The 24053-nt window shown below is 63.6% G+C and carries 23 protein-coding genes and 4 tRNA genes; 12 read left to right on the top strand and 15 right to left on the bottom strand.

The window, feature by feature from the left end:
• Window positions 1-35: 35 nt before the first annotated feature.
• The gene (locus ACE1EY_RS13430) at window positions 36-818 is read left to right on the top strand and encodes a LysM peptidoglycan-binding domain-containing protein (RefSeq protein ID WP_370300397.1); all 783 of its coding nucleotides are present in this window, start codon (window positions 36-38) and stop codon (window positions 816-818) included.
• Between the two features lie 43 nt (window positions 819-861).
• Here ACE1EY_RS13430 and ACE1EY_RS13425 read toward each other — a convergent pair whose 3' ends face one another.
• Genes ACE1EY_RS13425 through hemA form a run of 7 tightly spaced genes read right to left on the bottom strand, consistent with a single transcriptional unit; the run spans window position 862 to window position 7425 of the window.
• Window positions 862-1440, bottom strand: coding sequence for a lytic transglycosylase domain-containing protein (locus ACE1EY_RS13425; protein WP_291514875.1), 579 nt, complete (start codon window positions 1438-1440; stop codon window positions 862-864).
• A complete protein-coding gene (locus ACE1EY_RS13420) occupies window positions 1412-3115 on the bottom strand; it encodes a proline--tRNA ligase (protein WP_291514876.1) in 1704 nt (567 codons plus the stop codon). Before ACE1EY_RS13420 ends, ACE1EY_RS13425 begins: the two co-directional genes overlap by 29 nt.
• Before the next feature lie 13 nt (window positions 3116-3128).
• Window positions 3129-3545 (bottom strand): hypothetical protein, encoded by a 417-nt coding sequence (locus ACE1EY_RS13415; RefSeq protein ID WP_291514877.1) that lies wholly within the window; start codon window positions 3543-3545, stop codon window positions 3129-3131.
• Entirely contained in the window at window positions 3538-4269 is a 732-nt protein-coding gene (locus ACE1EY_RS13410; RefSeq protein ID WP_291514878.1) for a HesA/MoeB/ThiF family protein, read from the bottom strand. The genes ACE1EY_RS13415 and ACE1EY_RS13410 overlap by 8 nt, the downstream gene beginning before the upstream one ends.
• The gene (prmC, locus tag ACE1EY_RS13405; RefSeq protein ID WP_291514879.1) at window positions 4266-5087 is read right to left on the bottom strand and encodes a peptide chain release factor N(5)-glutamine methyltransferase; all 822 of its coding nucleotides are present in this window, start codon (window positions 5085-5087) and stop codon (window positions 4266-4268) included. Before prmC ends, ACE1EY_RS13410 begins: the two co-directional genes overlap by 4 nt.
• A complete protein-coding gene (gene prfA / locus ACE1EY_RS13400) occupies window positions 5084-6172 on the bottom strand; it encodes a peptide chain release factor 1 (RefSeq protein ID WP_370300396.1) in 1089 nt (362 codons plus the stop codon). Before prfA ends, prmC begins: the two co-directional genes overlap by 4 nt.
• Window positions 6169-7425, bottom strand: a complete 1257-nt coding sequence (gene hemA / locus ACE1EY_RS13395; RefSeq protein WP_291514881.1) for a glutamyl-tRNA reductase — start codon at window positions 7423-7425, stop codon at window positions 6169-6171. The genes prfA and hemA overlap by 4 nt, the downstream gene beginning before the upstream one ends.
• Window positions 7426-7578: 153 nt before the next feature.
• On the opposite strand from hemA, the gene ACE1EY_RS13390 reads away from it, so the two are divergent.
• The 8 genes from ACE1EY_RS13390 (at window position 7579) to ychF (ending at window position 14468) form a co-directional block, all read left to right on the top strand.
• The gene (locus ACE1EY_RS13390; RefSeq protein ID WP_291514882.1) at window positions 7579-9303 is read left to right on the top strand and encodes a tetratricopeptide repeat protein; all 1725 of its coding nucleotides are present in this window, start codon (window positions 7579-7581) and stop codon (window positions 9301-9303) included.
• Window positions 9304-9323: 20 nt separating this feature from the next.
• Complete coding sequence (gene lolB, locus ACE1EY_RS13385; protein WP_291514883.1) at window positions 9324-9965, top strand: lipoprotein insertase outer membrane protein LolB; 642 nt, start codon at window positions 9324-9326, stop codon at window positions 9963-9965.
• Complete coding sequence (gene ispE, locus ACE1EY_RS13380) at window positions 9962-10864, top strand: 4-(cytidine 5'-diphospho)-2-C-methyl-D-erythritol kinase (RefSeq protein WP_370300395.1); 903 nt, start codon at window positions 9962-9964, stop codon at window positions 10862-10864. Before lolB ends, ispE begins: the two co-directional genes overlap by 4 nt.
• Window positions 10855-10929, top strand: a tRNA-Gln gene (locus ACE1EY_RS13375). The genes ispE and ACE1EY_RS13375 overlap by 10 nt, the downstream gene beginning before the upstream one ends.
• Window positions 10930-11086: 157 nt before the next feature.
• Window positions 11087-12040: a ribose-phosphate diphosphokinase gene (locus ACE1EY_RS13370; RefSeq protein ID WP_291514885.1), complete on the top strand. Its 954-nt coding sequence runs from the start codon at window positions 11087-11089 to the stop codon at window positions 12038-12040.
• A 70-nt stretch (window positions 12041-12110) separates the two neighbouring features.
• A complete protein-coding gene (locus ACE1EY_RS13365) occupies window positions 12111-12770 on the top strand; it encodes a 50S ribosomal protein L25/general stress protein Ctc (RefSeq protein ID WP_291514886.1) in 660 nt (219 codons plus the stop codon).
• A 9-nt stretch (window positions 12771-12779) separates the two neighbouring features.
• Window positions 12780-13364, top strand: a complete 585-nt coding sequence (gene pth / locus ACE1EY_RS13360) for an aminoacyl-tRNA hydrolase (protein ID WP_291514887.1) — start codon at window positions 12780-12782, stop codon at window positions 13362-13364.
• A 12-nt stretch (window positions 13365-13376) separates the two neighbouring features.
• Window positions 13377-14468, top strand: coding sequence for a redox-regulated ATPase YchF (gene ychF / locus ACE1EY_RS13355; RefSeq protein ID WP_370300394.1), 1092 nt, complete (start codon window positions 13377-13379; stop codon window positions 14466-14468).
• Window positions 14469-14520: 52 nt separating this feature from the next.
• On the opposite strand, the gene ACE1EY_RS13350 is transcribed toward ychF, so the two are convergent.
• Window positions 14521-16485 (bottom strand): acyltransferase family protein, encoded by a 1965-nt coding sequence (locus tag ACE1EY_RS13350; RefSeq protein WP_291514889.1) that lies wholly within the window; start codon window positions 16483-16485, stop codon window positions 14521-14523.
• Window positions 16486-16638: 153 nt separating this feature from the next.
• Between ACE1EY_RS13350 and ACE1EY_RS13345 the strand changes: the two genes are divergently transcribed.
• Window positions 16639-16715 (top strand) — tRNA-Met (locus ACE1EY_RS13345).
• Between the two features lie 197 nt (window positions 16716-16912).
• Here ACE1EY_RS13345 and ACE1EY_RS13340 read toward each other — a convergent pair.
• Complete coding sequence (locus ACE1EY_RS13340; protein WP_370300393.1) at window positions 16913-17974, bottom strand: PHB depolymerase family esterase; 1062 nt, start codon at window positions 17972-17974, stop codon at window positions 16913-16915.
• 290 nt (window positions 17975-18264) lie between these two features.
• Complete coding sequence (locus ACE1EY_RS13335) at window positions 18265-18876, bottom strand: YitT family protein (protein ID WP_291514891.1); 612 nt, start codon at window positions 18874-18876, stop codon at window positions 18265-18267.
• 331 nt (window positions 18877-19207) lie between these two features.
• Here ACE1EY_RS13335 and ACE1EY_RS13330 point away from each other — a divergent pair, with 331 nt between their 5' ends.
• Window positions 19208-19483: a hypothetical protein gene (locus ACE1EY_RS13330; RefSeq protein ID WP_291514892.1), complete on the top strand. Its 276-nt coding sequence runs from the start codon at window positions 19208-19210 to the stop codon at window positions 19481-19483.
• Between the two features lie 27 nt (window positions 19484-19510).
• Here the strand turns inward: ACE1EY_RS13330 and ACE1EY_RS13325 are convergent.
• From ACE1EY_RS13325 to ACE1EY_RS13305, 5 genes are all read right to left on the bottom strand, one after another.
• Window positions 19511-19586: transfer RNA gene (locus tag ACE1EY_RS13325), tRNA-Phe, on the bottom strand.
• A 122-nt stretch (window positions 19587-19708) separates the two neighbouring features.
• Window positions 19709-19984: an oxidative damage protection protein gene (locus ACE1EY_RS13320; protein WP_291514893.1), complete on the bottom strand. Its 276-nt coding sequence runs from the start codon at window positions 19982-19984 to the stop codon at window positions 19709-19711.
• Window positions 19981-21003: an A/G-specific adenine glycosylase gene (gene mutY, locus ACE1EY_RS13315; RefSeq protein WP_291514894.1), complete on the bottom strand. Its 1023-nt coding sequence runs from the start codon at window positions 21001-21003 to the stop codon at window positions 19981-19983. Before mutY ends, ACE1EY_RS13320 begins: the two co-directional genes overlap by 4 nt.
• Window positions 20984-21499: an SRPBCC family protein gene (locus ACE1EY_RS13310; RefSeq protein WP_291514895.1), complete on the bottom strand. Its 516-nt coding sequence runs from the start codon at window positions 21497-21499 to the stop codon at window positions 20984-20986. The genes mutY and ACE1EY_RS13310 overlap by 20 nt, the downstream gene beginning before the upstream one ends.
• A 25-nt stretch (window positions 21500-21524) precedes the next feature.
• The gene (locus ACE1EY_RS13305; RefSeq protein WP_370300391.1) at window positions 21525-23744 is read right to left on the bottom strand and encodes an AsmA family protein; all 2220 of its coding nucleotides are present in this window, start codon (window positions 23742-23744) and stop codon (window positions 21525-21527) included.
• Window positions 23745-23922: 178 nt separating this feature from the next.
• Between ACE1EY_RS13305 and ACE1EY_RS13300 the strand changes: the two genes are divergently transcribed.
• A tRNA-Gly gene (locus tag ACE1EY_RS13300) sits at window positions 23923-23996 on the top strand.
• Window positions 23997-24053 lie beyond the last annotated feature (57 nt).

The raw sequence follows: 24053 nt of genomic DNA, 5'->3' as shown, positions 1-24053 counted from the left end.
CGGCAGGTCGCGTGGGTGCGGCAGAATACCCGCCCATGCGGGCAACTCAAATTCATCAGCGGTCTGTCCATCGGCGATATGCAGCGATGCTGCCGGTCGTGGTGGCGGCTGCCTGGCTCGGTGGTTGCGCCGCGTCGGGTACACCGGCGGCGAGCGCGCAGATGGCGCCGGTTCTTCCCACCGTGGTGCCCGTGCAGCCGGTACAGGTGGGCGCCGCCTTGTCCTCAGCGCAGCGGGCCGTCCGCGAGGCAGAGGCTCGGAATGCCGATGTGGACGATGCGCGGTCGCTGCTTGAGCGTGGCGAGGCGGCCATGCGGTTGGGTCAGGTTCTGCGGGCGAATCGTCTGGCCCGGGCGGCGCAGGCGCAGGCCGAAGCCGCCTTGAACCTGCGTTTCATTGCTCTGGCACGCGCGGAACGCGAGGCGGTTGGCGTGCGTACCATCCTTGGCGAGGCGCAGGCCGGAGAGCTGCGCCAAGCCGACGCCGCCCTGGCCAATGGCGAGGGGCGACGAGCCTACGACCTGCTCGCCTATCTGAATCAATCCGCGCGCCTGGCGCAGATTGTCTACCGCGTCACTCGCGGCGACACCTTGTGGGGCATCGCTGCCCGGCCCGAGATCTATGACAACGGGTTTCTGTGGCCACTGATCTACCGCGCGAACAGCGACCGGCTGTCCAGCCCATCGGCGCTGCGGACCGGCATGGATCTGGATATTCCGAAGCATCCGACCGTCGATGCCACCTACGAGGCCCTGCGCGAATCGGGCGGCTTGCGGGCCGGCGAGGTGCGGGTGGGGCCGATCCGTGCGCAGGAATGAACAATCGACGCGGTCTTGGTGGTGTGCATAGATCAGGGTTGCCCTAGCGCTGGTACCAGCGACTGGAGAGGGCTTCCAGCACGCGTTCCGGATACCAGGTCTTGCCGAGGCTGCCGTTGTACCGGGCCAGCGCGCGGGTCAGGTCGCCGTTTTCCCGATCCAGGTAGTGCTTGAGGATGGCGCAGCCGTAGCGCAGGTTGGTTTCCACCTGAAACAGGTTGTCGTTGGGGCGGCCGATCTCGTCCAGCCAGAAAGGCATGATCTGCATCAGTCCCAGCGCCCCGGCATGGGAGATCGCGAACTTGTCGAAGCGGCTTTCGATGTCGATGACGGCCAGCACCAGTTCCGGTGGAAGCTCTGCACGGAGGGCTTCACGATGGGCGACCCGCAATATGTCCAGACCGTCGTCGTAGGCGGCGTTGTAGGCGGTTAGCCGCGTGGACATGTCCAGCAGCCAGACCTCGGCATCGAAGGGATGCTCGAAACTGTCGGCTTCGGATACTGCATCCATCAGCGCGGCGCGCACGCCGGGGTCCGGTTCGAGGACCTGCGCCTGGGCGGCGCCGCCAGCCAGCGCAGCGGCCAGCAGACCGCTAGTCGCTAATCGCGGCCAGCACGGCATCGATGGTATTCGCGATCTCGGTGGCGTCGGCCGCATCGCGGGCCTTGTACTCCAGTACATCCCGATCCAGGCCGCGATCGCCGACGACTATGCGGTGCGGAATGCCGATCAGTTCCTGATCGGCGAACATGACGCCGGGCCGCAGGTTGCGATCGTCGAGCACGACGTTAATGCCGCGCTCCAGCAGGGCTTCGTAGAGTTCGGTTGCGCGGTGGATCGGCCGGTCGCTCTTCTTGCCGCCAATCGGCGCGATGACCACCGAAAATGGCGCGATGGATGCGGGCCAGACGATGCCCTTGTCGTCGGCGCATTGCTCGATGCAGGCGGCGACGATGCGCGAGACGCCGATGCCGTAGCAGCCCATTTCCGGGTGCACTTCACGACCGTCGGCATCGAGCACGGTCACGTTCATCGCCTCGGTGTACTTGCGGCCGAGCTGGAAGATATGGCCGACCTCTATGCCTCGCACGAGCTGCACCGGGCCTTCACCGGTGGGGCTGGGGTCACCGTCGCGAATGGTGCGCAGGTCGGCAACCTCCGGCTCCGGCAGGTCGCGGCCCCAGTTCACATGGATGAGATGCATGCCATCAGCGTTGGCGCCGCAGGCAAAATCCGCCAGCGCGGCAGCAGCATGGTCGACGATCACCGGCAGGCTCAGCCCCACCGGACCCACGGAGCCGAATCCGGCGCCGACGGTGGCGCGTGCGGCAGACTCGTCGATCAGCGTCAGCGGGTCGCGCACCAGAGGATGCTTCGCTGCCTTGATCTCGTTGAGCGTGTGATCGCCACGGATGACCAGGGCCAGGGGCTTGTCGTTGCGACCCATGACCAGCAGGGTTTTGACGCACTGCTTGGGTGATAGTCCGAGATGGTTCGAGACCTGCTCGATCGTCTTGCAATGCGGTGTTTCCACCTGTTGCATGGCCGAGGCGGGGGCAGGGCGTGCTGCCTCGGGCGGCAGGGTGGCAGCAGCCTCGACATTCGCGGCGAACTGGCCATCGCGGGCCACGGCCAGCTCATCCTCGCCGGCGTTCGCGAGCACATGAAATTCTTCGCTGCGTGAGCCGCCGATATCGCCAGAGTCGGCCTGCACCACGCGAAAATCCACGCCGATCCGATCGAAAATGCGCGTGTAGGCCTCGCGCATTGCCAGGTAGGTCGCTTCCAGCGACGGCTGGTCGATGTGGAAGGAATAGGCATCCTTCATCAGGAATTCGCGTGAGCGCATCACCCCGAAACGCGGACGAATCTCGTCGCGAAACTTGGTCTGGATCTGGAAGTAATTGACCGGCAATTGCTTGTAGGATTTCAGGTCCTGACGCACGTGGTGGCAGATCACCTCCTCGTGCGTCGGTCCGTAGCAGAAATCGCGATCATGGCGATCCCGCATCTTCAGCATCTGCGGGCCCATTTTAGACCAGCGGCCGGATTCCTCCCAGAGTTCGGCCGGCTGGATGCTGGGCATTAGCAGCTCCACCGCGCCGGCTCGTTCCATCTCCTCGCGGACGATGGTCTGCACCCGCTGCAGCACGCGTAGGCCCAGCGGCATCCAGGTGAACAGGCCGGAGGACAGGCGACGGATCAGCCCCGCTCGCAGCATCAGCTGATGGCTGATGATCTCCGCGTCGGCCGGGGTCTCTTTACTTGTGGTGATCGGAAATTGTGAGAGGCGCATGGGTCTCGTGGTCTCAGGCGGCAGTCGGCGGCTCGATGGCCGTCAGTTCCCGCTCGATAAAGCCGGAATCGGTGTGGGTCCAGGCTCGTGTCTCCAACACCCCCTTGGTGTTCAAGGACACGATGAGCAGGGGGTGGCGGCTCGCGATATCCAGCACCGCGGCGGGCAAATCCATCGGTTCCGCAGCGGCCGTGGGCTTGGAACAATAAACCGCGAAAACGCCGCCGGTCTGCGCCGCCTGCTGGCAGGCCTGCTCCAGTGCCGGCGCGGACTCCGGGGCGCAGGGCAGCAGACCGGCGGGCACATCGTCACGCAGGGCGATGATGCCGGCGACCGAGCGGTCGGGCGACAGCTGCGCCGTGTGCATCAGGGTGATGGCTGTCGTGCGCGGCAGCAGCAGCACATCATCGGACGTCTGGAGTTCAGGCATGGTGGGGGCAGGCGGGGTCTTGCGGGATCTCGTGAGCCCGGATTGTCCGGGTTTCCGGCGAAAAATGCAGCCAGTGGCTTTCAGGCGCGGCTTCATCGATGAGCAGACGCAAGGTTTCGAAGGCCTGCCAGGCCCCGAGCATGCCGACCAGCGGACCCAGCACCCCGGCGTCTTCGCAGGCTTCTGCGGCGTCGCCGGCCTCGTCAAACAGGCAGCGGTAGCAACCGGCCGCAGGCACATCATGGCGGAACACGCCGAGCTGTCCTTGCAGGCCAATGCCGGCGCCTAGCACCAGGGGCACACGGTGCCGGGCGCAGGCGGCATTGATTGCGAACCGGGTCGGGAAATTGTCCGTGCAATCCAGCACCGCCTGCGCACCTGGCAGCAAGCTGTCGAAGACCTTGTCGCCAAGCCGTGTCGCATGCGGGCGCAGCTCGATGTCCGGGTTGTAGGCGCCGAGCTGTCGTGCCGCGACCTCGGCTTTGCGCTGTCCGAGGTCGGTTTCGCGGTAAAGGAACTGGCGGTGCAGGTTGCTGAAACTGACCGTGTCGTAGTCGACCAGATCAAGCTGGCCGACGCCGGCGCCTGCGAGGTAGGTGGCCGCCGGATTGCCCAGGCCGCCAAGGCCGATGATCACCACACGGCTGTCATGGATCTGCCGCTGTCCGGCCTCGCCGATCACCGGCATGACAATTTGCCGGGCGTAGCGGGCAGCCGCGCTCAAGCCAGGCAGCCGCTGGTGACGCGGGGATGCCCGCCCAGATCGCGCTGGCAGGTCACGTCGCCGAAACCGGCTGCCTCGAACAACGCGCGGACTGCCCCGGCTTGCTGGTAGCCGTGTTCCACCGCCAGCCAGCCATGCGGGTTCAGGTGGTCCGGCGCGCGCTGGATGATGCTGCGCAGATCAGCCAGGCCCTGATCAGCCGCGATGACCGCGCCGGGTGGCTCGTACTTCAACACGTCGGCCGCCAACGCGGGGTCGGCGGCGTCGACGTACGGCGGGTTGCTGACGATGCCGTCGAAATGCATGGCGTCGAGCGCCTGAAACCAGTCACCCGAATACCAGCGCACGCCACTGAGCGCGCAGTCGAGGGCGTTGCGCCGGGCCACATCCAGAGCGGCCTCGGAGACATCCGTGCCAACGATCTGCCAGGTGGGCCGTTCCATGGCCAGCGACAGCGCGATGGCGCCGCTGCCGGTGCCCAGATCGAGCACGCGCTGCGGGCGGCCGTCGCCCAGGGCGAGGGCTTGCTCTACCAGGGTCTCGGTGTCGGGGCGCGGGATGAGTACATCCGGGGTGACCCGCAGCCGCAGTTTCCAGAAGTGAGTCACGCCCGACACATAGGCTTCCGGCTCGCCCCATTCGACGCGTTGCACCCAGTCGCTGAACCGCTGGGCGATGTCATCGGGGGCTGCATCCTCCGCATGCGCCATGAGCCAGCCGGCGGAGCGGCCGGCGGCGTCTTCAAGCAGGCGGCGGGCCTGCATCGCGTTGTTGAGACGGGTTTCCGCCTGTCGCAGCAATGCGCCGTAGCTGCTCATGCGTCGTCGCTAATCGCCGCGAGTTGCTCGGCCTGGTACTCGGCCAGCAGCGGATCGATCACCTGATCCAGCGCGCCTTCCATGATCTCGGCAAGCTTGTACAGGGTGAGATTGATGCGGTGATCGGTGACCCGACCCTGCGGGAAATTGTAGGTGCGGATGCGCTCGGAGCGATCACCGCTGCCGACCTGCGACTTGCGCGACGCGGCCTGCTCCGAAGCCTGCTTGCTCTGTTCGATCTCCAGCAATCGCGATTGCAACAACGCCATCGCCTTGGCGCGGTTCTTGTGCTGTGAGCGCTCATCCTGGCATTCGACCACCATGCCGCTGGGCAGATGGGTGATGCGGATGGCCGAGTCGGTCTTCTTCACATGCTGGCCGCCGGCACCGCTGGCGCGGAAGGTGTCGATACGCAACTCGGCGGGGTTGATGTCGGCGGCCTCGACATTGTCGAGCTCCGGCAGCACCGCGACGGTACAGGCCGAGGTGTGGATTCGTCCCTGCGATTCGGTCTCCGGCACGCGCTGCACCCGGTGCGCACCGGATTCGAACTTGAGCCGCGAGTACGCGCCGGCGCCGACCACGCGGCTGATCACCTCCCGGTAGCCGCCATGTTCGCCATGGCTTTGTGCCAGCGGCTCCACGCGCCAGCCGCGGGTTTCCGCGTACTTCTGATACATGCGCAGCAAATCGCCGGCGAAGATGGCGGCTTCATCGCCGCCGGTGCCGGCGCGAATCTCCAGGAACAGGTTGGAGTCGTCATGCGGGTCACGGGGCACGAGAAATCCGTACAACACGCGCTCCAGCTCGGCGCGCCTGCTCGTCACCGACTCGACCTCGTCTTCGGCCATGGCGCGTACATCGGGATCGCTGTCGGCCTGCATCACGTCCAGCTCTTCCAACTCCGATGCCGAGGCGCGCCAAGCGGAAAAGGCGTCCGTGAGCGGGCCCAGGTGGGCGTATTCCTGCGAGAGCCGGCGGAACTTGTCCTGATTCCCGATGACGGTGGGGTCGCTCAGTTCATGGCTGAGGTCTTCGTGGCGCTCGACCAGCTGTTCGAGGCGGCGTTCGAGTTTCGGGTTCATGCGTCGTTGTCCAGATCGAACAGGCGTTTGACCGTGGCCTGCAACGCGGGCTGGTCTTCGGGGGCTGCCTCGCGGATCGCCCGGCTGGGAGCGTGCAGCCAGCGTTGACCCAGACTGTGGGCCAGGCGCGGCAATACCTGAGCCGGATCTTCGCCACGGGCCAACTGCCCGAGCGCGGCGGCTGTCAGTTCGTCGGCTTCGCGATTCAGCTGTTTGCGCAATTGTCCCACGACGGCGCCGGCATCCCGCGTCTGCACCCAATGCATGAACTGATCGACATGCTGGCGTATCAGGTCCTCGGCCTCTTCTGCGGCGTCACGCCGGGCCTGCTGATTGCGGTCGATAATCGCCTGCAAGTCGTCGACGGCATAAAGATAGACATCGTCCAGGCTGCCGGCGGCGGGTTCGATATCGCGAGGCACGGCGATATCCAGCGCGCAGACCGGGCGCCGGCGACGGCGCTTGAGCGCCTGCTTGAGCGCCGCGCGGGTGACGATCGGGGTCGGTGAACCGGTGCAGCTGATCAGCAGATCGGCATCCGGCAGGTAAGCCTCGAGTTCCGAGAACGGGACCGAGGCGCCGGCATGCCGGTGCGCCAGTTTCTCTGCCCGGGCCGCGGTGCGATTGCAGAACAACAGCCGCCGCAGCCCGCGGGCTTTCAGATGCGCGGCGAACAAGTCGATCATCTCGCCGGCGCCGATCAGCAGCGCGGTCTGCTGGGTCACATCTTCGAAGATCTGCTCGGCCAGCCGCACCCCGGCGAAGGCAAACGACACCGGATTGCGCCCGATGCTGGTCTGCGAGCGCGCGCGCTTGGCGGCTTCATTGGCCTTCTGGAACAGGCGGCGCAGGGTCGGCCCGACCGCCTCGGCCGTTTCGGCATCAGAAAACGCCTGCTTGACCTGGCCGAGAATCTGCGGCTCGCCGAGCACCATCGAGTCCAGGCCGGCGGCCACGCGGAAAACATGCCGGACGGCCTCGGTCTCTTCCAGGCGGTAGCCGTGGCCGCTCAGGGTGTCCAGGTCGATCGCTGATCGGGTGCCGAGCCACTGGGCGAGGCTGTCCATGCTGTGCTGGCCGCTGGTGATCAGCTCCGTGCGATTGCAGGTGGACAACACCACGATTTCTTCCAGGCCCTCAACCTTGCGGGCATCACGCAGCGCGCCGTCCAGCTCGGCTGGCGCGAACGCTGCACGCTCACGCAACTCCAGCGGAGCGGTTGCGTGATTGAGACCGAGGACAAGAAGGGGCATTCGCGGGCGGGGTCGGGGAAGCGCGGAATTGTCCGCGATGCCCTGTGGTCAGTACAAGCGACGCCGTCGCATAACCGGGCCGGATCGCCCGTCCTCACGACCAAGCTGGTGCCGGCCTTCCGGTATGATCATCCGGCCGCGCCAAGGAGCACGATGTTGATACAGCGAATTCTCGTCACGCTGATACCGGTGGCCCTGCTGGCCGGGTGCGTGTCTGCGCCCGAGCCGGGCGATCGTCTGAACGCCTTGTTTGAAGCTGCCGGTGGGCCGGCCGCGCCCCCTGCCGAGCCCTTGCCGCAACGAGCCCAGGCGATGTACCACGTGCTCGCCGGCCAGGTCGCCGGCGACCGGGGTGACCTCGCGCTGGCCGCCGAGGAATACCTGGAAGCCGCCCGCCTGACGGGACAGGCTGACATCGCCAAGGAAGCGACCCGGTATGCGCTGGCGAGCAACAATCGCGCGCTGTCAGTCCAGGCGTCGCAATTGTGGCGCACCGCAGCACCCGACAACGTGCAGGCGCAGGAAGCGGCATTCCGCGTGGCCGTGCGGGCGCGCTCCTACGACACCGCTCTGGACATGGCGAAGGCCTATGTCGCGGCCGAACCGGAACGCAGAGGGGAAGCCTTGCGCGCGGTCGCGGCGACGCTGGTGCGCGACAACGTTGAGGCTGGCCCGTCGCTGGCGATCATGCAGCCGCTGGTCGAGGCCAATGCGGAGAGTGCCGATGCGCACTATGCGCTGGGGCTGGTGGCGATGAATGTCGAGGACTGGGCCGTCGCCCAGCAGGCGGCCGAGCGCGCGCGGGAACTCCGCCCGGACTGGACCGAGGCCACGCTGCTTCAAGCCGGTGTGCTGATCAAGCAGCAACGGGTATTGGAAGGGATCGCCGTTATCGACCCGCTGGTGAACAAGGGCGACAACGCGGATGTCCGGTTTGCGCTGGCTCGGCTGCTGCTGGAGGCCGATGCGCTGGAACTCGCAGAGGCCCAGCTGGACCGCGTGCTCGAGGAAGACCCCAAGCATCCCGAGGCCCGCTATGCGCGAGGCTTGCTCGCGCTGGATCGTCAGAACCTGGATCTGGCAGAAAAACATTTCCTCGAATTGATCGAGCAGCCATCGCAGCGCTTCGACGCCGCGTACTACCTGGGACGGATCGCCGAAGCGCGCGACGACCTGGACGCTGCACGTGGCTGGTATCGCCGGGTCGCCGGTGGTCGGCATCAGGCTGATGCGTTGACCCGTCGCGCCTATCTGATGGCCGAGGGCGGTCACGTGGAGGAGGCCCAGGCCTACCTGCAAGGCCTGGCGCGCATCAACCCCAGCATGGATCTGCAACTGAAGCTGGTCGAAGCGGACATCCTGCTGCAATCCGGCCAGCCCGCCGCCGCTCTGGAGATCTACTCCACGGGGCTTGCGGCTTATCCGCAGGAGCCCGATCTGCTCTATGGACGGTCGCTGGCGCATGAGCAACTGGGTCAGATCGATCAGGCCATTGCCGACCTGCGACAAATGGTGGCGCTGAACGACAACGACTCGCGCGCGCTCAATGCTCTGGGTTACATCCTGACCAACCACACTGATCGATACACCGAGGCTCGGGGGTACATCGCGCGTGCGTTGGAGCAGCGGCCAGATGATCCGGCCGTGATCGACAGCATGGGCTGGGTGGAATTCCGTCTGGGGAATCTGGATGCCGCGGCGGAGTACCTGCGCCGCGCCTACGACACGCTTGGTGACCCCGAAATCGCCGCACATCTGGGCGAGGTTCTTTGGAAGATGGGTGAGCGTGACGAGGCCCGCCGTGTTTGGGACACCGCGCTCGCGCAGCACCCTGAACACGGCACTCTGCAGGAAACCATCACCCGGCTATCGCCTTAGTCGACCGCGCCGGGCTTCTCATGCTTGCCACCCTTCGGCGGATTCTGCCGCTGCGCGGATGCACCGCCGTCGCGCTGATCGCGATGCTTGGCGGTTGTGCCCACTGGCCGCAGCCCGAGGCGCAGTCACCCGACCGTGTCGCCTGGGTCGAACGGCAGGCGGCACTGCGTTCGCTGTCGCAATGGACGCTGAGCGGGCGTATCGCATCGACCGGTTTGTTTGGGTTTTCCGGCCGCGTGCGCTGGCAGCAAGGGCATGAGCAGTTCGTGATTGATGTCGCCGGGCCATTCGGCGCCGGCGCGACGCGTTTGAGCGGCGTGCCCGAACGCGTCGAGATTCGTAACGCGGACGGGACGTGGGTGACCACTGATCCGGAGACCGTGTTGCGCGAAGCCTATGGCTGGACGCTGCCGCTGCATGGGCTTAAGAACTGGGCGCTGGGTTTGCCAATCGACGGCGTACCCGCACAGGTGACGGTGAACAGCGCGGGGCAGTTGCAGCATTTGGAGCAGTCGGGCTGGACCATTCAATACGAAAGCTATCAGCAGACTGATGTCGGGCTCGACATGCCGCAAAAGCTGACCGTGGACAACGGCGAGACCCGTTGGCGCCTGCTGGTCGATCGCTGGTCGTTGCCGGTTGCCGCAGGTCGCAGGGGATGAATCTCGGGCGTTGGGCGTCGCCCGCAAAGCTGAACCTTTGCCTGCACATCACCGGCCGTTACGACAATGGCTATCACGCCCTGCAAAGCGCATTCGTGCCGATCACGCTTTGCGACACGATCACGATTCACCGTCGCGGCGATCAACGTATCGAGCGCGCTGGTGGCTTGCCGGATATTGCGCCCGAGGATGATCTGGCGATCCGTGCAGCGCGTCAGCTCGCGAACGCGTCAGGCGGGCCCGCCTTCGGCGTGACCATCGAGATCGATAAGCAGATTCCGGCCGGTGCCGGGTTGGGAGGCGGATCGAGCAACGCAGCCACCGTGCTCGTGGCCCTGAACGCGGTGTGGCGGACAGGCCTTGGCGCCGCGGCGCTGCGTGATCTGGGTTTGCAGCTGGGCGCAGATGTCCCGTTTTTTATCGATGCCGAACCCGCCTGGGTAGAAGGCGTGGGCGAGCAGATTGCGCCCATTCGCGTTCAGAATGCGGAGTTTCTGGTGATCGTCCCGCCCGTTCATGTCAGTACCGCGGCAATCTTCAGCGATCCCAAATTGACAAGGAATCAACCCCTTACCAAAATGTCGGCCCTCTCGCGGTCTGGAAACGTCGCCGAGATGGTTGCCAATGCGCTCAACAACTGTGAAGCCGTGGTGCTTTCGCAGGTGCCGGAAGTCGCAGAAGTGTTTGATTGGCTGAAAGAATTTGGAAGACCGCGCATGTCCGGAACGGGGAGCGCGGTCTTTGTCGTCGTGGACAACGCGGCGGTGGCAGCGACGGCATTGGAACGATTGCCGGCGCGCTGGCGTGGTTGGCACTGCGGCATCCGGTCCGGATCGAGGCGACTCGACGACGACCGGGCGAACCTGTCGGTTCGCGAAGTACGAGATAGTGGGGCGTAGCCAAGCGGTAAGGCATCGGGTTTTGATCCCGTGATTCGCAGGTTCGAATCCTGCCGCCCCAGCCATATAGTTCGCCTGCGCAGGCAGGCGAGTACGACCGCAAGAGAGCATTCATGGCTCGATACGCGGTGGTACAAGCGATACAAACCCCTGTTTCGGCGGGGCGCGACACGGGTCGGCCGGACGCCGTGGCAGCAGTAACATCCGTCCACAGGCGAAGCGATGACAGACTCTTCCTTGATGCTTTTCACCGGCAACGCCAACCCGGTGCTGGCGCAAGAAGTTGCCGACAACTTCAAGCTGCCACTCGGTAAATGCGTTGTCGGCCGGTTTTCCGACGGCGAGGTAATGGTCGAGCTGATGGAAAACGTCCGCGGCAAGGACGTGTTCGTGATTCAGCCGACCTGCTGGCCGACCAATGACAACGTGATGGAACTGCTGATGATGGTCGATGCGTTGCATCGTGCATCGGCAGGACGCATTACCGCCGTCATGCCGTATTTCGGCTATGCCCGGCAGGACCGGCGCCCGCGTTCGGCCCGGGTGCCGATCTCGGCCAAGGTGGTCGCCAGCATGGTTGGCACCGTGGGCGCGGATCGCGTGCTGACGGTCGACTTGCATGCCGACCAGATTCAGGGCTTCTTCGATGTGCCCGTGGACAATGTCTACGCATCGCCGTTGCTGCTGGGGGATATCTGGCGGCAGAAGTACGAAGACCTGATTGTGGTGTCGCCCGATGTCGGTGGGGTCGTGCGCGCTCGCGCGGTGGCCAAGCGCCTGGATGACGCCGATCTGGCCATCATCGACAAACGCCGTCCGCGCGCCAATGTTGCTGAAGTGATGAACATCATCGGCGACGTCCGCGACAAGACCTGCGTCATTGTCGATGACCTCGTCGATACGGCGGGCACCTTGGCGCAGGCCGCGCAGGCGCTCAAGGATCACGGGGCCTCGAAGGTCGTGGCCTACGTGACACATCCGGTGCTGTCGGGGCCGGCTGTGCAGAACGTGAACAATTCGGTGCTGGATGAGTTGGTGGTCACCGACACCATCCCGCTGTCGCCGGAGGCGGCGGCGTCGCCGCGAATCCGGCAGTTACATATTGCGACGATGCTCGCCGAGACGATCCGGCGGGTTTCGAATGAAGAGAGCGTCAGCTCACTGTACGTCGACTAGATTGCCCCCTGCTTGCGAACGCCTGGTCGCGGGGTTCGCAGGCGCATTTGAAGACCACTGGAGAAACACCATGAGTGAGGACTTTATCGTCCATGCAGAAACTCGAACTGTGCAGGGAACGGGTGCGAGCCGCCGTCTGCGTCGTTCGGGCCGAGTGCCGGCCATCCTGTATGGCGGCGCATCGGAGCCGGTGCAGCTAAGCATCGATCACAACGAGATGCTGCGCCATCTTGAGCACGAGGCGTTCTACTCGCACATCCTCAGCATCGATGTGGACGGCAAGACCGAAAACGCGGTGCTCAAGGACCTGCAACGTCATCCCGCCAAGGCGCAGATTCTGCACGCTGACTTCATGCGCGTAGTGGCTGGTCAGGCGATGCGCATGACGGTGCCGCTGCACTTTGTCGGAGAGGACACCTCACCGGGCATCAAGAACAGCGGCGGCGTGCTCGATCGCCAGCGCAATGAACTCGAAATCGAATGTCTGCCGAAGAATCTGCCGGAGTACATCGAAGTCGACGTCTCCGCGCTGGACATCAACGATTCGATTCATCTCGAAGAGCTGACATTGCCGGAAGGCGTTGAGTCGGTTGCGAAGATGCATGGCGAAAACTGGACCGTGGCGGCCGTTCACGTGCCCCGCGTCGCCGTTGAGGAGTCTGACGAAGACGCCGAGACAGACGCCGAAGGTGGTGAAGCCGCTGACGGCGAGGGCGAATCGGAAGACTGATTACGTCCTGTGACAGCGTCCATCGCTGCCATTATCGGGCTCGGCAACCCCGGGCCCGACTACACCCGCACGCGACACAACGCGGGCTGGTGGCTGGTTGACAGGCTGGCGTCCCAAGCGGGCGTCAGCTTGTCACTGAACAAGAAGATGAACGCCGAGCTGGCTCAGGCTACGCTCGGCGGGCAGAAGCTGTGGCTGGTCAAGCCGCTGACTTTCATGAACCGGAGCGGCCAGTCCATGCAGGCACTGGCCGGCTTCTACAAGCTTCCCACCGAATCATTGCTCGTCGCCCACGATGAACTGGATCTGCCTTGTGGCACGGCCAGACTCAAGCGCGGCGGCGGTCATGGCGGGCACAATGGGCTGCGTAGCGCGATCCAGCATTGCGGGGCCGATTTCGCCAGATTGCGTCTGGGTATTGGTCATCCGGGGCATCGTGATCAGGTGCTTGGCTACGTGCTCAAGCCACCGACATCCGACGAGCAGATCGAACTGGATCGATCGATTGATCGATCCGCCGACGCCTTGCAGGTCATGCTGCAACGCGGCTGGGATCGCGCCATCCAGCAACTCCACACCAAATCCGAGGACTAGAGGCCAAAGCCCATGGGTATCCAATGCGGAATCGTCGGCTTGCCGAACGTCGGCAAGTCCACTCTGTTCAACGCGCTGACCCGAGCAGAGATCGCCGCGGAGAATTATCCGTTCTGCACCATCGACCCCAACGTGGGCGTTGTGCCGGTGCCGGATGCTCGCCTTGATCGGCTCGCGGAGATCGCCAAGCCGCAGAAGCTCATCCCGACCACCGTGGAGTTCGTCGATATCGCCGGCCTGGTGGCCGGAGCCTCGCAAGGCGAGGGGTTGGGCAACCAGTTCCTCGGCCATATCCGCGAGACCGATGCCACGGCCCACGTCGTGCGCTGCTTCGAAGATCCGGACGTGGTGCATGTGTCCGGCTCGGTCGATCCAGTCCGCGATATCGAAACCATCGAAACCGAGCTCGTGCTGGCCGACATGGACACCGTGGCCAAGGCCATCGAGCGCGCGCAGAAACACACCCGCAGCGGCGACAAGGCGGCCAAGGCCCGAGTCGCGCTGCTGGAGCGGTTGCAGGCCCACATGGACGACGGATCGCCCGCCCGGTCCGCTCAGCTTAGCGACGATGATCGCCTCGCACTGCGTGATCTGCACCTGATCACCGCCAAGCCAATGCTTTACATCGCCAACGTCGACGAAGATGGATTGGCGGGCAATGACTACACCGCCAAGGTTCAGGACTATGCGGAACAGGTCGGCGCCCAGGTCGTGATCGTCTGCGCGGCGATCGAGGCCGAAATCGCACAACTCGATGCGGATGATCGCCGCGAGTTCTTGGCCGACCTCGGCCTTGAAGAGCCCGGTCTGGATCGCGTGATCCGCGCTGCCTACCAACTACTGGGCCTGATGACCTACTTCACAGCGGGTGAGAAGGAAGTGCGGGCGTGGACTGTGCGCGAGCAGTCCACCGCACCGCAGGCCGCCGGTGTCATTCATACGGCTTTCGAAAAAGGCTTCATCCGGGCCGAAGTTGTCGGTTACGACGACTACGTCGCCTACAAGGGTGAAGCCGGCGCCAAGGAAGCGGGTCGCTGGCGTCTGGAAGGCAAGGAATACATCGTCCACGAAGGCGACGTGATGCACTTCCGCTTCAACGTTTGAAGAGGCGGCGGACCGACCGCTGGTAGTTGTAGAGGGGCGCCGCGACCGCTTGCTAGCGCTTCGGAGGGGCGTCGAGGATGGATCGGACGCTCTTGCGGACATCAGGCGCGACAGATCGGACATAGCTGGCGGTCAGGTGGGACTGATCGCGGTACACAATCACGTCACGCGCTGTGATTGCCATGCAGTTGCCATCAGGACACGCGAGTGGATTGAGGTTCAGCAGGTGGACATTGTCGAGCCTGTCGGCGGCCTGCCGGATCAACGCTGCGACATGGTTCGCGCGTGAGCCGGTCGAGTTCCCGCCGCACATCCCGTTGGCATCGGACAACAGTTTGCGCAGTGGTGTGGCATCCCACCGCAGCAGACAGGAGGGCCCGTTATCCGGTAGGGACGGCGTTCCCGCAATAGCCAGCACCTGTGTGGACGCGGTTGCAAGCTGTTCGAGGACGCGGCCTGAGCCATTGAGCCATTCATTGTCACTGTAGCCATATCTAGGTGAGCTGCCGACGACCACCACGTCTGGCTGAATGCGACTAATTATTTCGAGTACGCGGCGTCGCCATGATGTACAGAGTTCGAACACCGCCCCGATCCGGTCGTAGAAGAAATCTTCGTCCACCATGGGGCACGAGGATTTCGTAAACACGATGACCTCGGTTTCCGGATCCAGAAACGTATCGATCAGCGCGGGAAACCACTGCAAGGCGATGCTGTCCCCGAGCAGAACCACAGTGCGCTCCGCAGCCTCGACCATCGCGAACCGACAACCGCGCACTTCATCGCTCTGGTACCACGTGTCGCAGCCCATGTCGTAGATTGGGGGCAGGTCTGATCGCGACGCTAGGGCATTCGAAGCGAGCGACGACGGGGCGGGTGTCGACCAAGTGGGACGCCCACCATGTTTGATCGCGACGACTAGCGACAAAGATGCGAGTGTTCCGGCCAACAACCACCTTCGGTCAGGCCCAGCAGACAGGCGGCCCTTCCAGAACGGGCGTTCCAACCACTTGAAATTGGCTGCTGCGAACAGCAGGGTCAGCAGTATCGAGGCCGTATGCGCCACTGGTGTCGCGAACCCGAAGGTGGCAACGAGAATGATGATCGGCCAGTGCCACAGATAGATGGAATATGACCTGTCGCCCAGCCATCGCAGGGGCCGGAACGACAAAGCGGCGGCCATGACGGACCCGCGGCCGCCGCTGTAGATTAGGCAGCAGGCCCCGAGCGTTGGCAGCAACGCCAGCGCCGTAGGGTATTGCGACTGCTCGTCCAGCACTGCGCAGGCCGCCGCGATGGCCGCCCAACCGATTGCGCCGATGATTGCTCCCAGCACGCGCGAGGGAATCGGTCCCCGCATCAACGACACCAACATCGCACCGGCTGCAAGCTGCCAGAGTCGGGTTGGCATCGAGTAGAACGCCCAATTCGTGTCGATCCGGCTGACAAGCAGGCAACCGGCGAAACTGAGCGCTGAAATGGCAAAGAAATACCTGAAAAGGGGCGTGTTCCGACTCGGCCCGGCGCGGTCGAGTACGGCTGCCGAAGCAATCAATGCGGGCCAGATCAGGTAAAACTGCTCTTCGACGCCCAAGGACCACGTGTGGCGAAACAGGTCACGCCCAGATTGGTCCTCAAAGTACCCAAATTCCTGCAGCGGAAAGTAGATGTTGCTTGTCCAGGTGAGCGCGTAGAACGACGAATTCGTGAAGCTGAAGAATTCCGAGGACGCGAGCAGAAGACAGCTGGCCAAATAAACCAGCCCAACCATGGCCAGCAGCGAGGGCACCAAGCGCTTGACGCGCCTCGCGTAGAAATTCGGGAAGTCGATTCTGCCCCGCGCGTCCAGTTCGCCGAGCAGCGTCCTGGTCACCAGGAAGCCGGAGATCACGAAAAAGATGTCGACGCCGACGAATCCGCCGGGTACTGGGGTTTCCGCCAGGTGGGATGTGACAACGAGCAACACGGCGACAGCTCGCAAGCCTTGAATGTCCGGTCTGTGCGGGGCGAGCGTCATGGGGTCCTTCGGGATCGGTGGCACCAGTCGCAGCGGGGCGCGAAGCCGCGTATCCTAACGCGCCGCCGCCCAGGGCTCGACGCGCATGGCGAAAGTCACTAGACTCTCGCGCCCGTGCAGCGGCGGTCCTCAGGGCGTCGCGCCGGACTCGGTGGCTAGGTAGCTCAGCTGGTTAGAGCACAGCACTCATAATGCTGGGGTCGGCGGTTCAAGTCCGCCCCTAGCTACCACTATTATCAAGGGCTTAGGTGATGTTCATCTGAGCCCTTTTTCTTTGTGTGACCTGTGGTGGGGTTCAGCGCGGGTTCGCCTGTTTGACGAAAATTGGTATTCGAGCCGATAGATCCGATATCAAGCAGCGTTTCGAACCGTTCGTCCTGAGCTGAGGCGCCACATAAAATGGGTGCGCGATGTGGGTTAGCTGACGTTACCGGCTCAGCGGCTCGAGAAAGGACCAGACCAGGTCCGTGGCGGCGAACTCGCGACTGATGCGGCCCAGCGCGAGGGTTGTGATGCTGGTGTAGGGGTCGATATCCGGCCATGCGTGGCCGCCACCGATGACGGCGTATAGACGCGTATCGCCCGAGCCCACGCAGCCATCGGCGCGCTGGAGTTCGACCTGAGTGTTGTCGTCGACGGTATCCGGAAGGCTCTCGACAGTCACGTCGCCGGTGCATCCGTTGAGCCCGGCCCACAATTCGAACATATCCTGAGCCGACAGCATGCCGGGCGGACGGGCGTACAGAACGATCAGGTCACTGGTGCCGCGGACTAGCAGCGTCGGTACCGGCACGGTTGGCTGGCACGCCTGAGCCAGCGCGTTGCGCATGGACCCGACGACCGACGCGAAACCGGCGATCGACTCGGCACGCTCGCAGGCGTAGCGTGCCGCCATGAAGCCGCCGTTCGACATGCCGGCCATGGTGATGCGCGATGGGTCGATCGGTGCATCCGCGATCATCATGGCGATGACGTCGTCGAGAAACGCGATGTCGTCCACGGACGAGGGGGCAGCCGGATCATCGTTCCACTGGCCCCCGATGCCATCGGGTAGCACTATCCAGACGCCGTGGTCAGCCGCGAGCCTGCCGATCCGGGTCAGGTTGGCCATGTTTTCGTTGGTGCCGCCGGAGTAGTGCAGCACGACCAGCACCGGTGCGCTGGCGACCGGAGCCTCGGGCTGGATGATCCGCACGGTGCGGTCCAGCCCGTGCGACGGGAGCGTGACTTCGTAGGACAGCGTGCCGGGTACGGGGTCGAGATACTGGCCCCGAGTGCGCGTGACGCCGCGATCCAGGCCCTCCAAAGCCCGGTCGCGTGCCTCTGCCAGACGGCCGGTCAACTGCGTCGCGGCGTCGCCGAGCCGATCGGCGCCGTTGGCCACGCCTTCACCTACCCGGTCGACGGCTTCACCGACGCGATCGCCGACATCGGACCCACACGCACAAAGTAGCGCGCACAGCGCGAACACGGTCAGCCGTCGGGTCATTGCAATGTCCTGGGGAGCAGCGAATCAATATTCGAGGCCGCATGTGGAGAATCCACGATCAGCGATGTGATCGCCGTGCGGCTGTGCCCAGCCTAAACGTCTGGTGCGCCTGAGGATGTCGTGCACCTGCCACTGTCGGTGTCAGATATCGCTGACTTGTGCCGCGCGGGGCACGTAGAAGCATCGCGTGCGGCATTGGTGGCGCCGGCGCCTTTGGTGGAAAGGTCTGCGAGGGTCTGGACCACGGCCACGCTGGCGAACGCGATCCTCGCGGAGGGCCGGTTGGGTGTCTAGACGATCTGATAGCGCCCAGGCTTGTGGTTGACCGCGATGATGGTGTTCATGGCCACCGCCCCGGCGATGGACAGCAGCAACATCGGTATCGAGACGAGAAAGAACCCGATCAGCACGATGGCGCAGTCCACACCCATTTGCACGTTGCCAGCGCGAACCCCGTAGCGCTTTTGCAGATGGATCGCGAGGATGCCCACTCCGCCCAGGCTCGCGTTGTGGCGGAACGTTATGAGCATGCCGATCCCGACCAGCACGCCGCCGCCGATGGCTGCGAACACTGGATTCAGGTGCTCGAAGCGGATGAGATGGTCGAGTTGGTCCGCAAAAATCGACACGCTGGTCACCGCGACGAGCGTGTTGGTCGCAAACCGCCAGCCCAGCGATTTGATCGCCAGCAGATAGAACGGCAGATTCATCACAAAGAACACTTGGCCGAAGCTAACCGGAGCGATAGTGCTCAGGCTCAGAGCAAGGCCTGCCGTGCCGCCGGTGAGCAGGCCTGCGAGCTTCATCATGTAAATGCCCATGCCTACCAGCACCGCAGCGCAAACCAGGGCAAAAAGGTCTTCGAACAGCGAGTGCCGGGGCAGTCGGGCTTTATTGGTCATGCTGGTCGCAGTACTCTCGGATGGTTGAACTGGAGCGGCGCAAGCAAGATCGACGCCGTTGCCGCTAGGGTTCTGTCCCGCCCGCCGGCAATGGGCACGACGAACAGGCCTCTTTGCGACGCAGGACGCAGGACGCGGCCGCTAAGCGCGACGCTGAACTTCCGCTTACGGGAACACACGGATGTTAAAGGCAGTTGAGCAACATACCTTGGCGCCACGACACCATGGCCACAGCCGTCGTCCGTTGGCTGGGCAGTCCAATTCGCAGCACCAATTGTATTGGAATTGGATGATATGCCTGGGTGATTGCTGCGGCTTCTCAGCGCAGCAGATGCACGACTTTGTCGCACGCGCTTTTCTCGGGCAGGTGATGGAGCCGGTCGGGCCGTTCAGCACGCCGAGGGCGAGATCATTGCGCGGGCTAGACCCGATCGAGTTCGCCGAGTTGCTTCAGAACATCCACGATTGGGCCGACAGTGTTTTCGGCTTGGTGTTGCACTGGCCCGAACTCGTCAAAGTTCGAGCCGTGTGGGATGCCTTGTCGGAGCACGAGCAGCGCCGCCTGTCGAAGAAGCACGGGCTTGCGCCAGACTGGGCGACCGGCTGATTCGACACAGGGTGTTTGCAGAAAAGATGGTGGCCAAGGGCGGAATCGAACCACCGACACGAGGATTTTCAATCCACTGCTCTACCAACTGAGCTACTTGGCCATCAGGATTTTCTAGCGGCCGATGGCTTGCGAGAGGCGAAGGCATCGAACGACGCTGCTGTCGGGGAGCGGATCACCGAGCGTCGCAGCGGTGGCGTATTAAAGCGATAAGAGGCCTAAAAATCAACCGTTTTCTGACGGTGGTACGTAGCCGGTTTCGGTTAATTCGCCGCCGAAGAAGTACTTGTCCATCTCTTTGGTCAGAAAATCACGGGCCTTGGGGTCGGCCAGCGCCAGGCGGTATTCGTTGATGAGCATGGTCTGGTGCGCCAGCCATTGCATCCATGCGTCCTTGGAGACGTTCTCGAAGATCTTCTGCCCGAGTTCGCCGGGCACAGGGGGACGGTCAAGGCCGGGCAGGTCAGCGTCTAGCTTGGCGCAGTGTACGGTGCGGGTCATGTGTTCTGGTCCAGTTCGATCAGGCGGCGGATCGGTGCGGGAAGGCCCGGTAGGGCATTTGCCGGGTACCAGCGCCTATTGTCGCTGTCCTGCACCGCGAGTGAAACCGTGCCGTGAACCGATACCGGTTTGAGCTCCCAGGTGAAGTGCGAGAGCTCATGGTGCAGGGGGGTGCCCTCGGTCGGCGCAGGACTGTCGACCAAGCGAATTGGGCATTCCAGGGCGTCTGATTCCGGCAACGACCAAAGTCCGCCCCAAACCCCGGTGGGGGGGCGCCGCTCCAAGAGCACGCGGTTTTGCGGATCGCGGATCAACCACAGGTAGGAGGTCCGGTGGCCGCGCCGTGCCTTGGGCTTTGGTGTGGGTAGGGTGAGGGTCCGGTCGGTGCGCCGCGCGCTGCAGTCGCGACTGACTGGGCAATGCAGACAGGCGGGTTGATGACGAGTGCAGAGCGTGGCTCCGAGATCCATAGAGGCCTGGGTGAAGTCGCCGAACCGCTGATCTGGGAGACGGGCTTCGGCGGCAGCCCATAAGGTTTTGGCCACGGCAGATTGCCCAGGCCAGCCTGCGATACCTTCATGCCGGGCGAGCACCCGCTTGACGTTGCCGTCCAGGATGGCAGCGCGCTGCCCGTATCCCATCGAAAGAATCGCGCCAGCCGTTGATCGACCAATGCCTGGCAAGCTGACAAGGCCCTCGAGCGTGGCGGGCATCTGGCCACCAAACTCAGTGGCTACGACCCGGGCAGCGCTGTGGAGGTTGCGGGCGCGGGCGTAGTAGCCCAAGCCAGCCCACAGGGACAGCACGTCCTCGGTCGGCGCTTCGGACAGTGTCTTGATGTCCGGAAAGCGCTCCATGAATCGCTGGAAGTATCCGATGACCACGCTGACCTGCGTCTGCTGGAGCATGATTTCGGATATCCAAACCCGATAGGGCGTTTGCGGGTGTTGCCAGGGAAGATCCTGACGGCCGTGGTCATCAAACCAGGCCAGCAATCGCTCAGCGTAGCTGCTTGGCAAGGCGTTCGATCCCCTCCGAGGTCTGTAGGGCTTCCTGTTCCAGTTTGCGGCGAATCACCCAGGGGCCAATCAGTGGCGGCACCCAGAAATCGGGCTCGATCTCGGCGACAAAACGCATGCAACTATGCGCTTCACAGGGCCAGATTCTCCATTCGGCCTGGCCGTAGCGCAGATTGCTCTCGGCTGGCCGGACCTGGGCGACTAGCGTGCCGCCGGCATTGTCCGTGGGCTGCCAACGCATGTCCTGAACCTGCAGCAGCAGCTTACAGAACCACAGCATGCAGACCTGCACCTCGGTTTCCAGAACGGCTTCGCGGGTGCTGATGCGCTCACGCACCGTTACGCGCTGAACGGCCGGATTGATCTCGGTCAGCTTGTCGAACGTGGTGAGCACGGTGTAGGCGTCGGCGGCGTCGACGTCGAGCTGGACGGTCATGTCAACCGCATGGCGTCCGTCCTTGTGGTCAACATGTAGCGACTGGACATCGGCCGCCATCGCGCTACTTGCAATCGTCAGCGCGCTAGCCGCCGCCGTCAGTCGTCGATTGTTCAGCGTTATCGTCCGATTTGTTGCGGTTCAGGAAGTCGCCGAGCTTATCCCGGACCTTTTCGCGGGCGCGCTCTTTTTCCTTCTCGACCTTCTCTTCCAGGCGCGCCTTTTCCTCGTCGGCCTTCTCTCTCAGTTCTGCTTTTTCCTCGCCCAGACGCTGTTGTGCTTCTGCTTTCAGCAGGCCCTTGATGTCGATGCCGATCTTGGGGCTGCTCACCGGGCCGGTGACGGTAACGGGAATCGGCTTGCCGACGAGTGCGCTGAGCTTGGAGCCACCGGGTGCGGCCGTGAGCACCGGCTTGACGGCGTAATCGAGCGTCATGGCGACAAGGTTGACGGACCCCGTGGCCGAAACCGTCAGGTTATCCGCACCGGCGCTGAAGTCCGTGGTTTTCGCGACGCCATTCGTGATGTTCATCGAGCCGCCGAAGCGGTTGAATTTTGTTTCGCCACCCGACTCGGCATCGGCCGACGCACCACGGAGTTTGGCTTCGGCGGCGGTGAGCACGCGAGCGATGTCGATCCCCTTGATCGCGCCGTCTGACAAGCCGAACTTGAGGGTGCCGCTCAGGTGTTGACGCAAATCACCCACGGTGCGGCCCTGGCTGGTCAGGTCATAGGTGACGAGGCCCTTGCCTTGGAGCCAGTTCTTGTCAATCAGGTCTTGCAGCAAGTCGCCAAACAGCAGCTGGTCCAGAGAGCCTTGGAAGCGATAGCTGGGCGCCTGGCTGGCGGCTCCGTTGACGCGGTTTTCGATCTTGACATCGCCACCGTAGGCTTGCGCCGTCAGCGATTGCCGTAAAGGCTGACCGGGCTTGCCTTTGACGATCAGGGTGGCGTCGTTGAACGTCAGGCCGGATGCGATGAGTTCCTTGATCGCGAAGCGGCCATCGACATTCAGCCCTTCGAGCGCATCCAGCGGCAACTCGATGGCGTTGATGTCGCCGTCACTTTCGGAATCCTCGCCGCTGCTTTCATCCTGCTCGCCGGCGGGCGGCAGGTAGCGATCAAGATTGAGCTGGTCCACGTCCATATTGAACGCCATGGCCAGGGTCTCGAAGTCCGTGACGGCCGCAGTACCGGTTAGTGTGGTGTCGTCCAGCGTCACGGTGAGCTTGCGCAGCTCCGCGGACTGCGTGGTGGCCGCGAAACGCGCATCAAGCCCGGCTGATTTCAGTACGTTGTCGTCCTCGGTTTCCGGCAGTTCGATCGCCAATGCTCGCATCACGGTTCGTGGGTTGATCGCCTCCGAGGTGATCTGGCCGGTAAAGCTGGGTTGCTCTGTGTTCAGCCCAGAGCCGTCCAGCGAGCCATGGAGTGTGACGCCAGCGGCCTGCAGGACGAGATCCGCCAGTTTCAACACGCCGGCTTCCTGATCGAAGTTTGCGTCGGCCGAGAGATTGAACTGCTGCTTGCCCGCCGGAATGGCATCTCCCGACGCCGTGCCCTCGATGTTGAGGCCTTCGACTGCAAACTGGCTGGCATCGGTATCGGCGACGAGTTTTGTCACCAGGTCGATGGCGAGTGTGGTCTTCGGCTCTTGCACCTCGACAACGAAGTTCATCGATAGCGGTACCGGTTGCGTGGCCGTGGGTGAAATACGCCCGGTGGACAGCGCAAAGTCCTTGAGCATGATGCTCTGGCCCGCAATGGCGTCGATCCACTTGACCGCCGCGTCCTCGATCTCGACGGCTTCCACCGACAGGTCGGTGATCGCGAAGCCGTTTTCCGTTGTTGCCGGTGGTTCTTCGGGCGCCTCCTGCGCTTCGGTGTCCTCACTGCTAAAGGCTTCGATCAAGTCGTCCCAGTTGGTCGTGCCACTTTCGTCTCTGGCGAGATTCAGGCGCATGCCGTCGAGGCGCACGGTGCCGATCTCGATTCGCTTCTCCAGCAACGGCAGCAGACGAACGCTCACGCCGAAGTAGCCGATCTGCGCGAAGGGTTCGTTGCCAAATCCTTCGGCATTGCCTAATGCGACATCTTCGGTTTCAACGCCAAGCCACGGGAAGATCGACAGGCTGAGTGGGCCGCTCATCGTCAGGTCTCGTCCGGTCGCCTCCTCGACGACCTGCTCAATGTCATCGCGGTAGTCGTTCGGATCGAACGTGACGACCAGACCGATGGCGGCGACCACGACCAGCGTGACCAACAAGCCGAGAATGACCAGAAGAATCTTGAACGGTTTTGCCATGCGACATCCCTGCGCGAAGTGGGTCGGATGGGTCTCCTCCATCCGTGGGGTTGGAGAGTATCAAGCCCGCAGAGTTCCGCCCTGGACACAACGGTGTTGCGGCCGGGTGGGTTGACGAAAATCCTGGACTCGGGCCAACTACGCCCGCGCATCGACGAGCGATTTGCGCGGACGGCTCGCGGGTGTAGTTCAATGGTAGAACGGCAGCTTCCCAAGCTGCATACGTGGGTTCGATTCCCATCACCCGCTCCAAATCGACGATCATAAAAAAGGCCGCTAGAAAGCGGCCTTTTCTGTACCTGTGAGTGC

The sequence above is a fragment of the Abyssibacter sp. genome, assembly GCF_964229365.1.
Classification (GTDB): Bacteria; Pseudomonadota; Gammaproteobacteria; order Nevskiales; family OUC007; genus Abyssibacter.
This window is presented reverse-complemented; position numbering and strand designations above follow the sequence as displayed.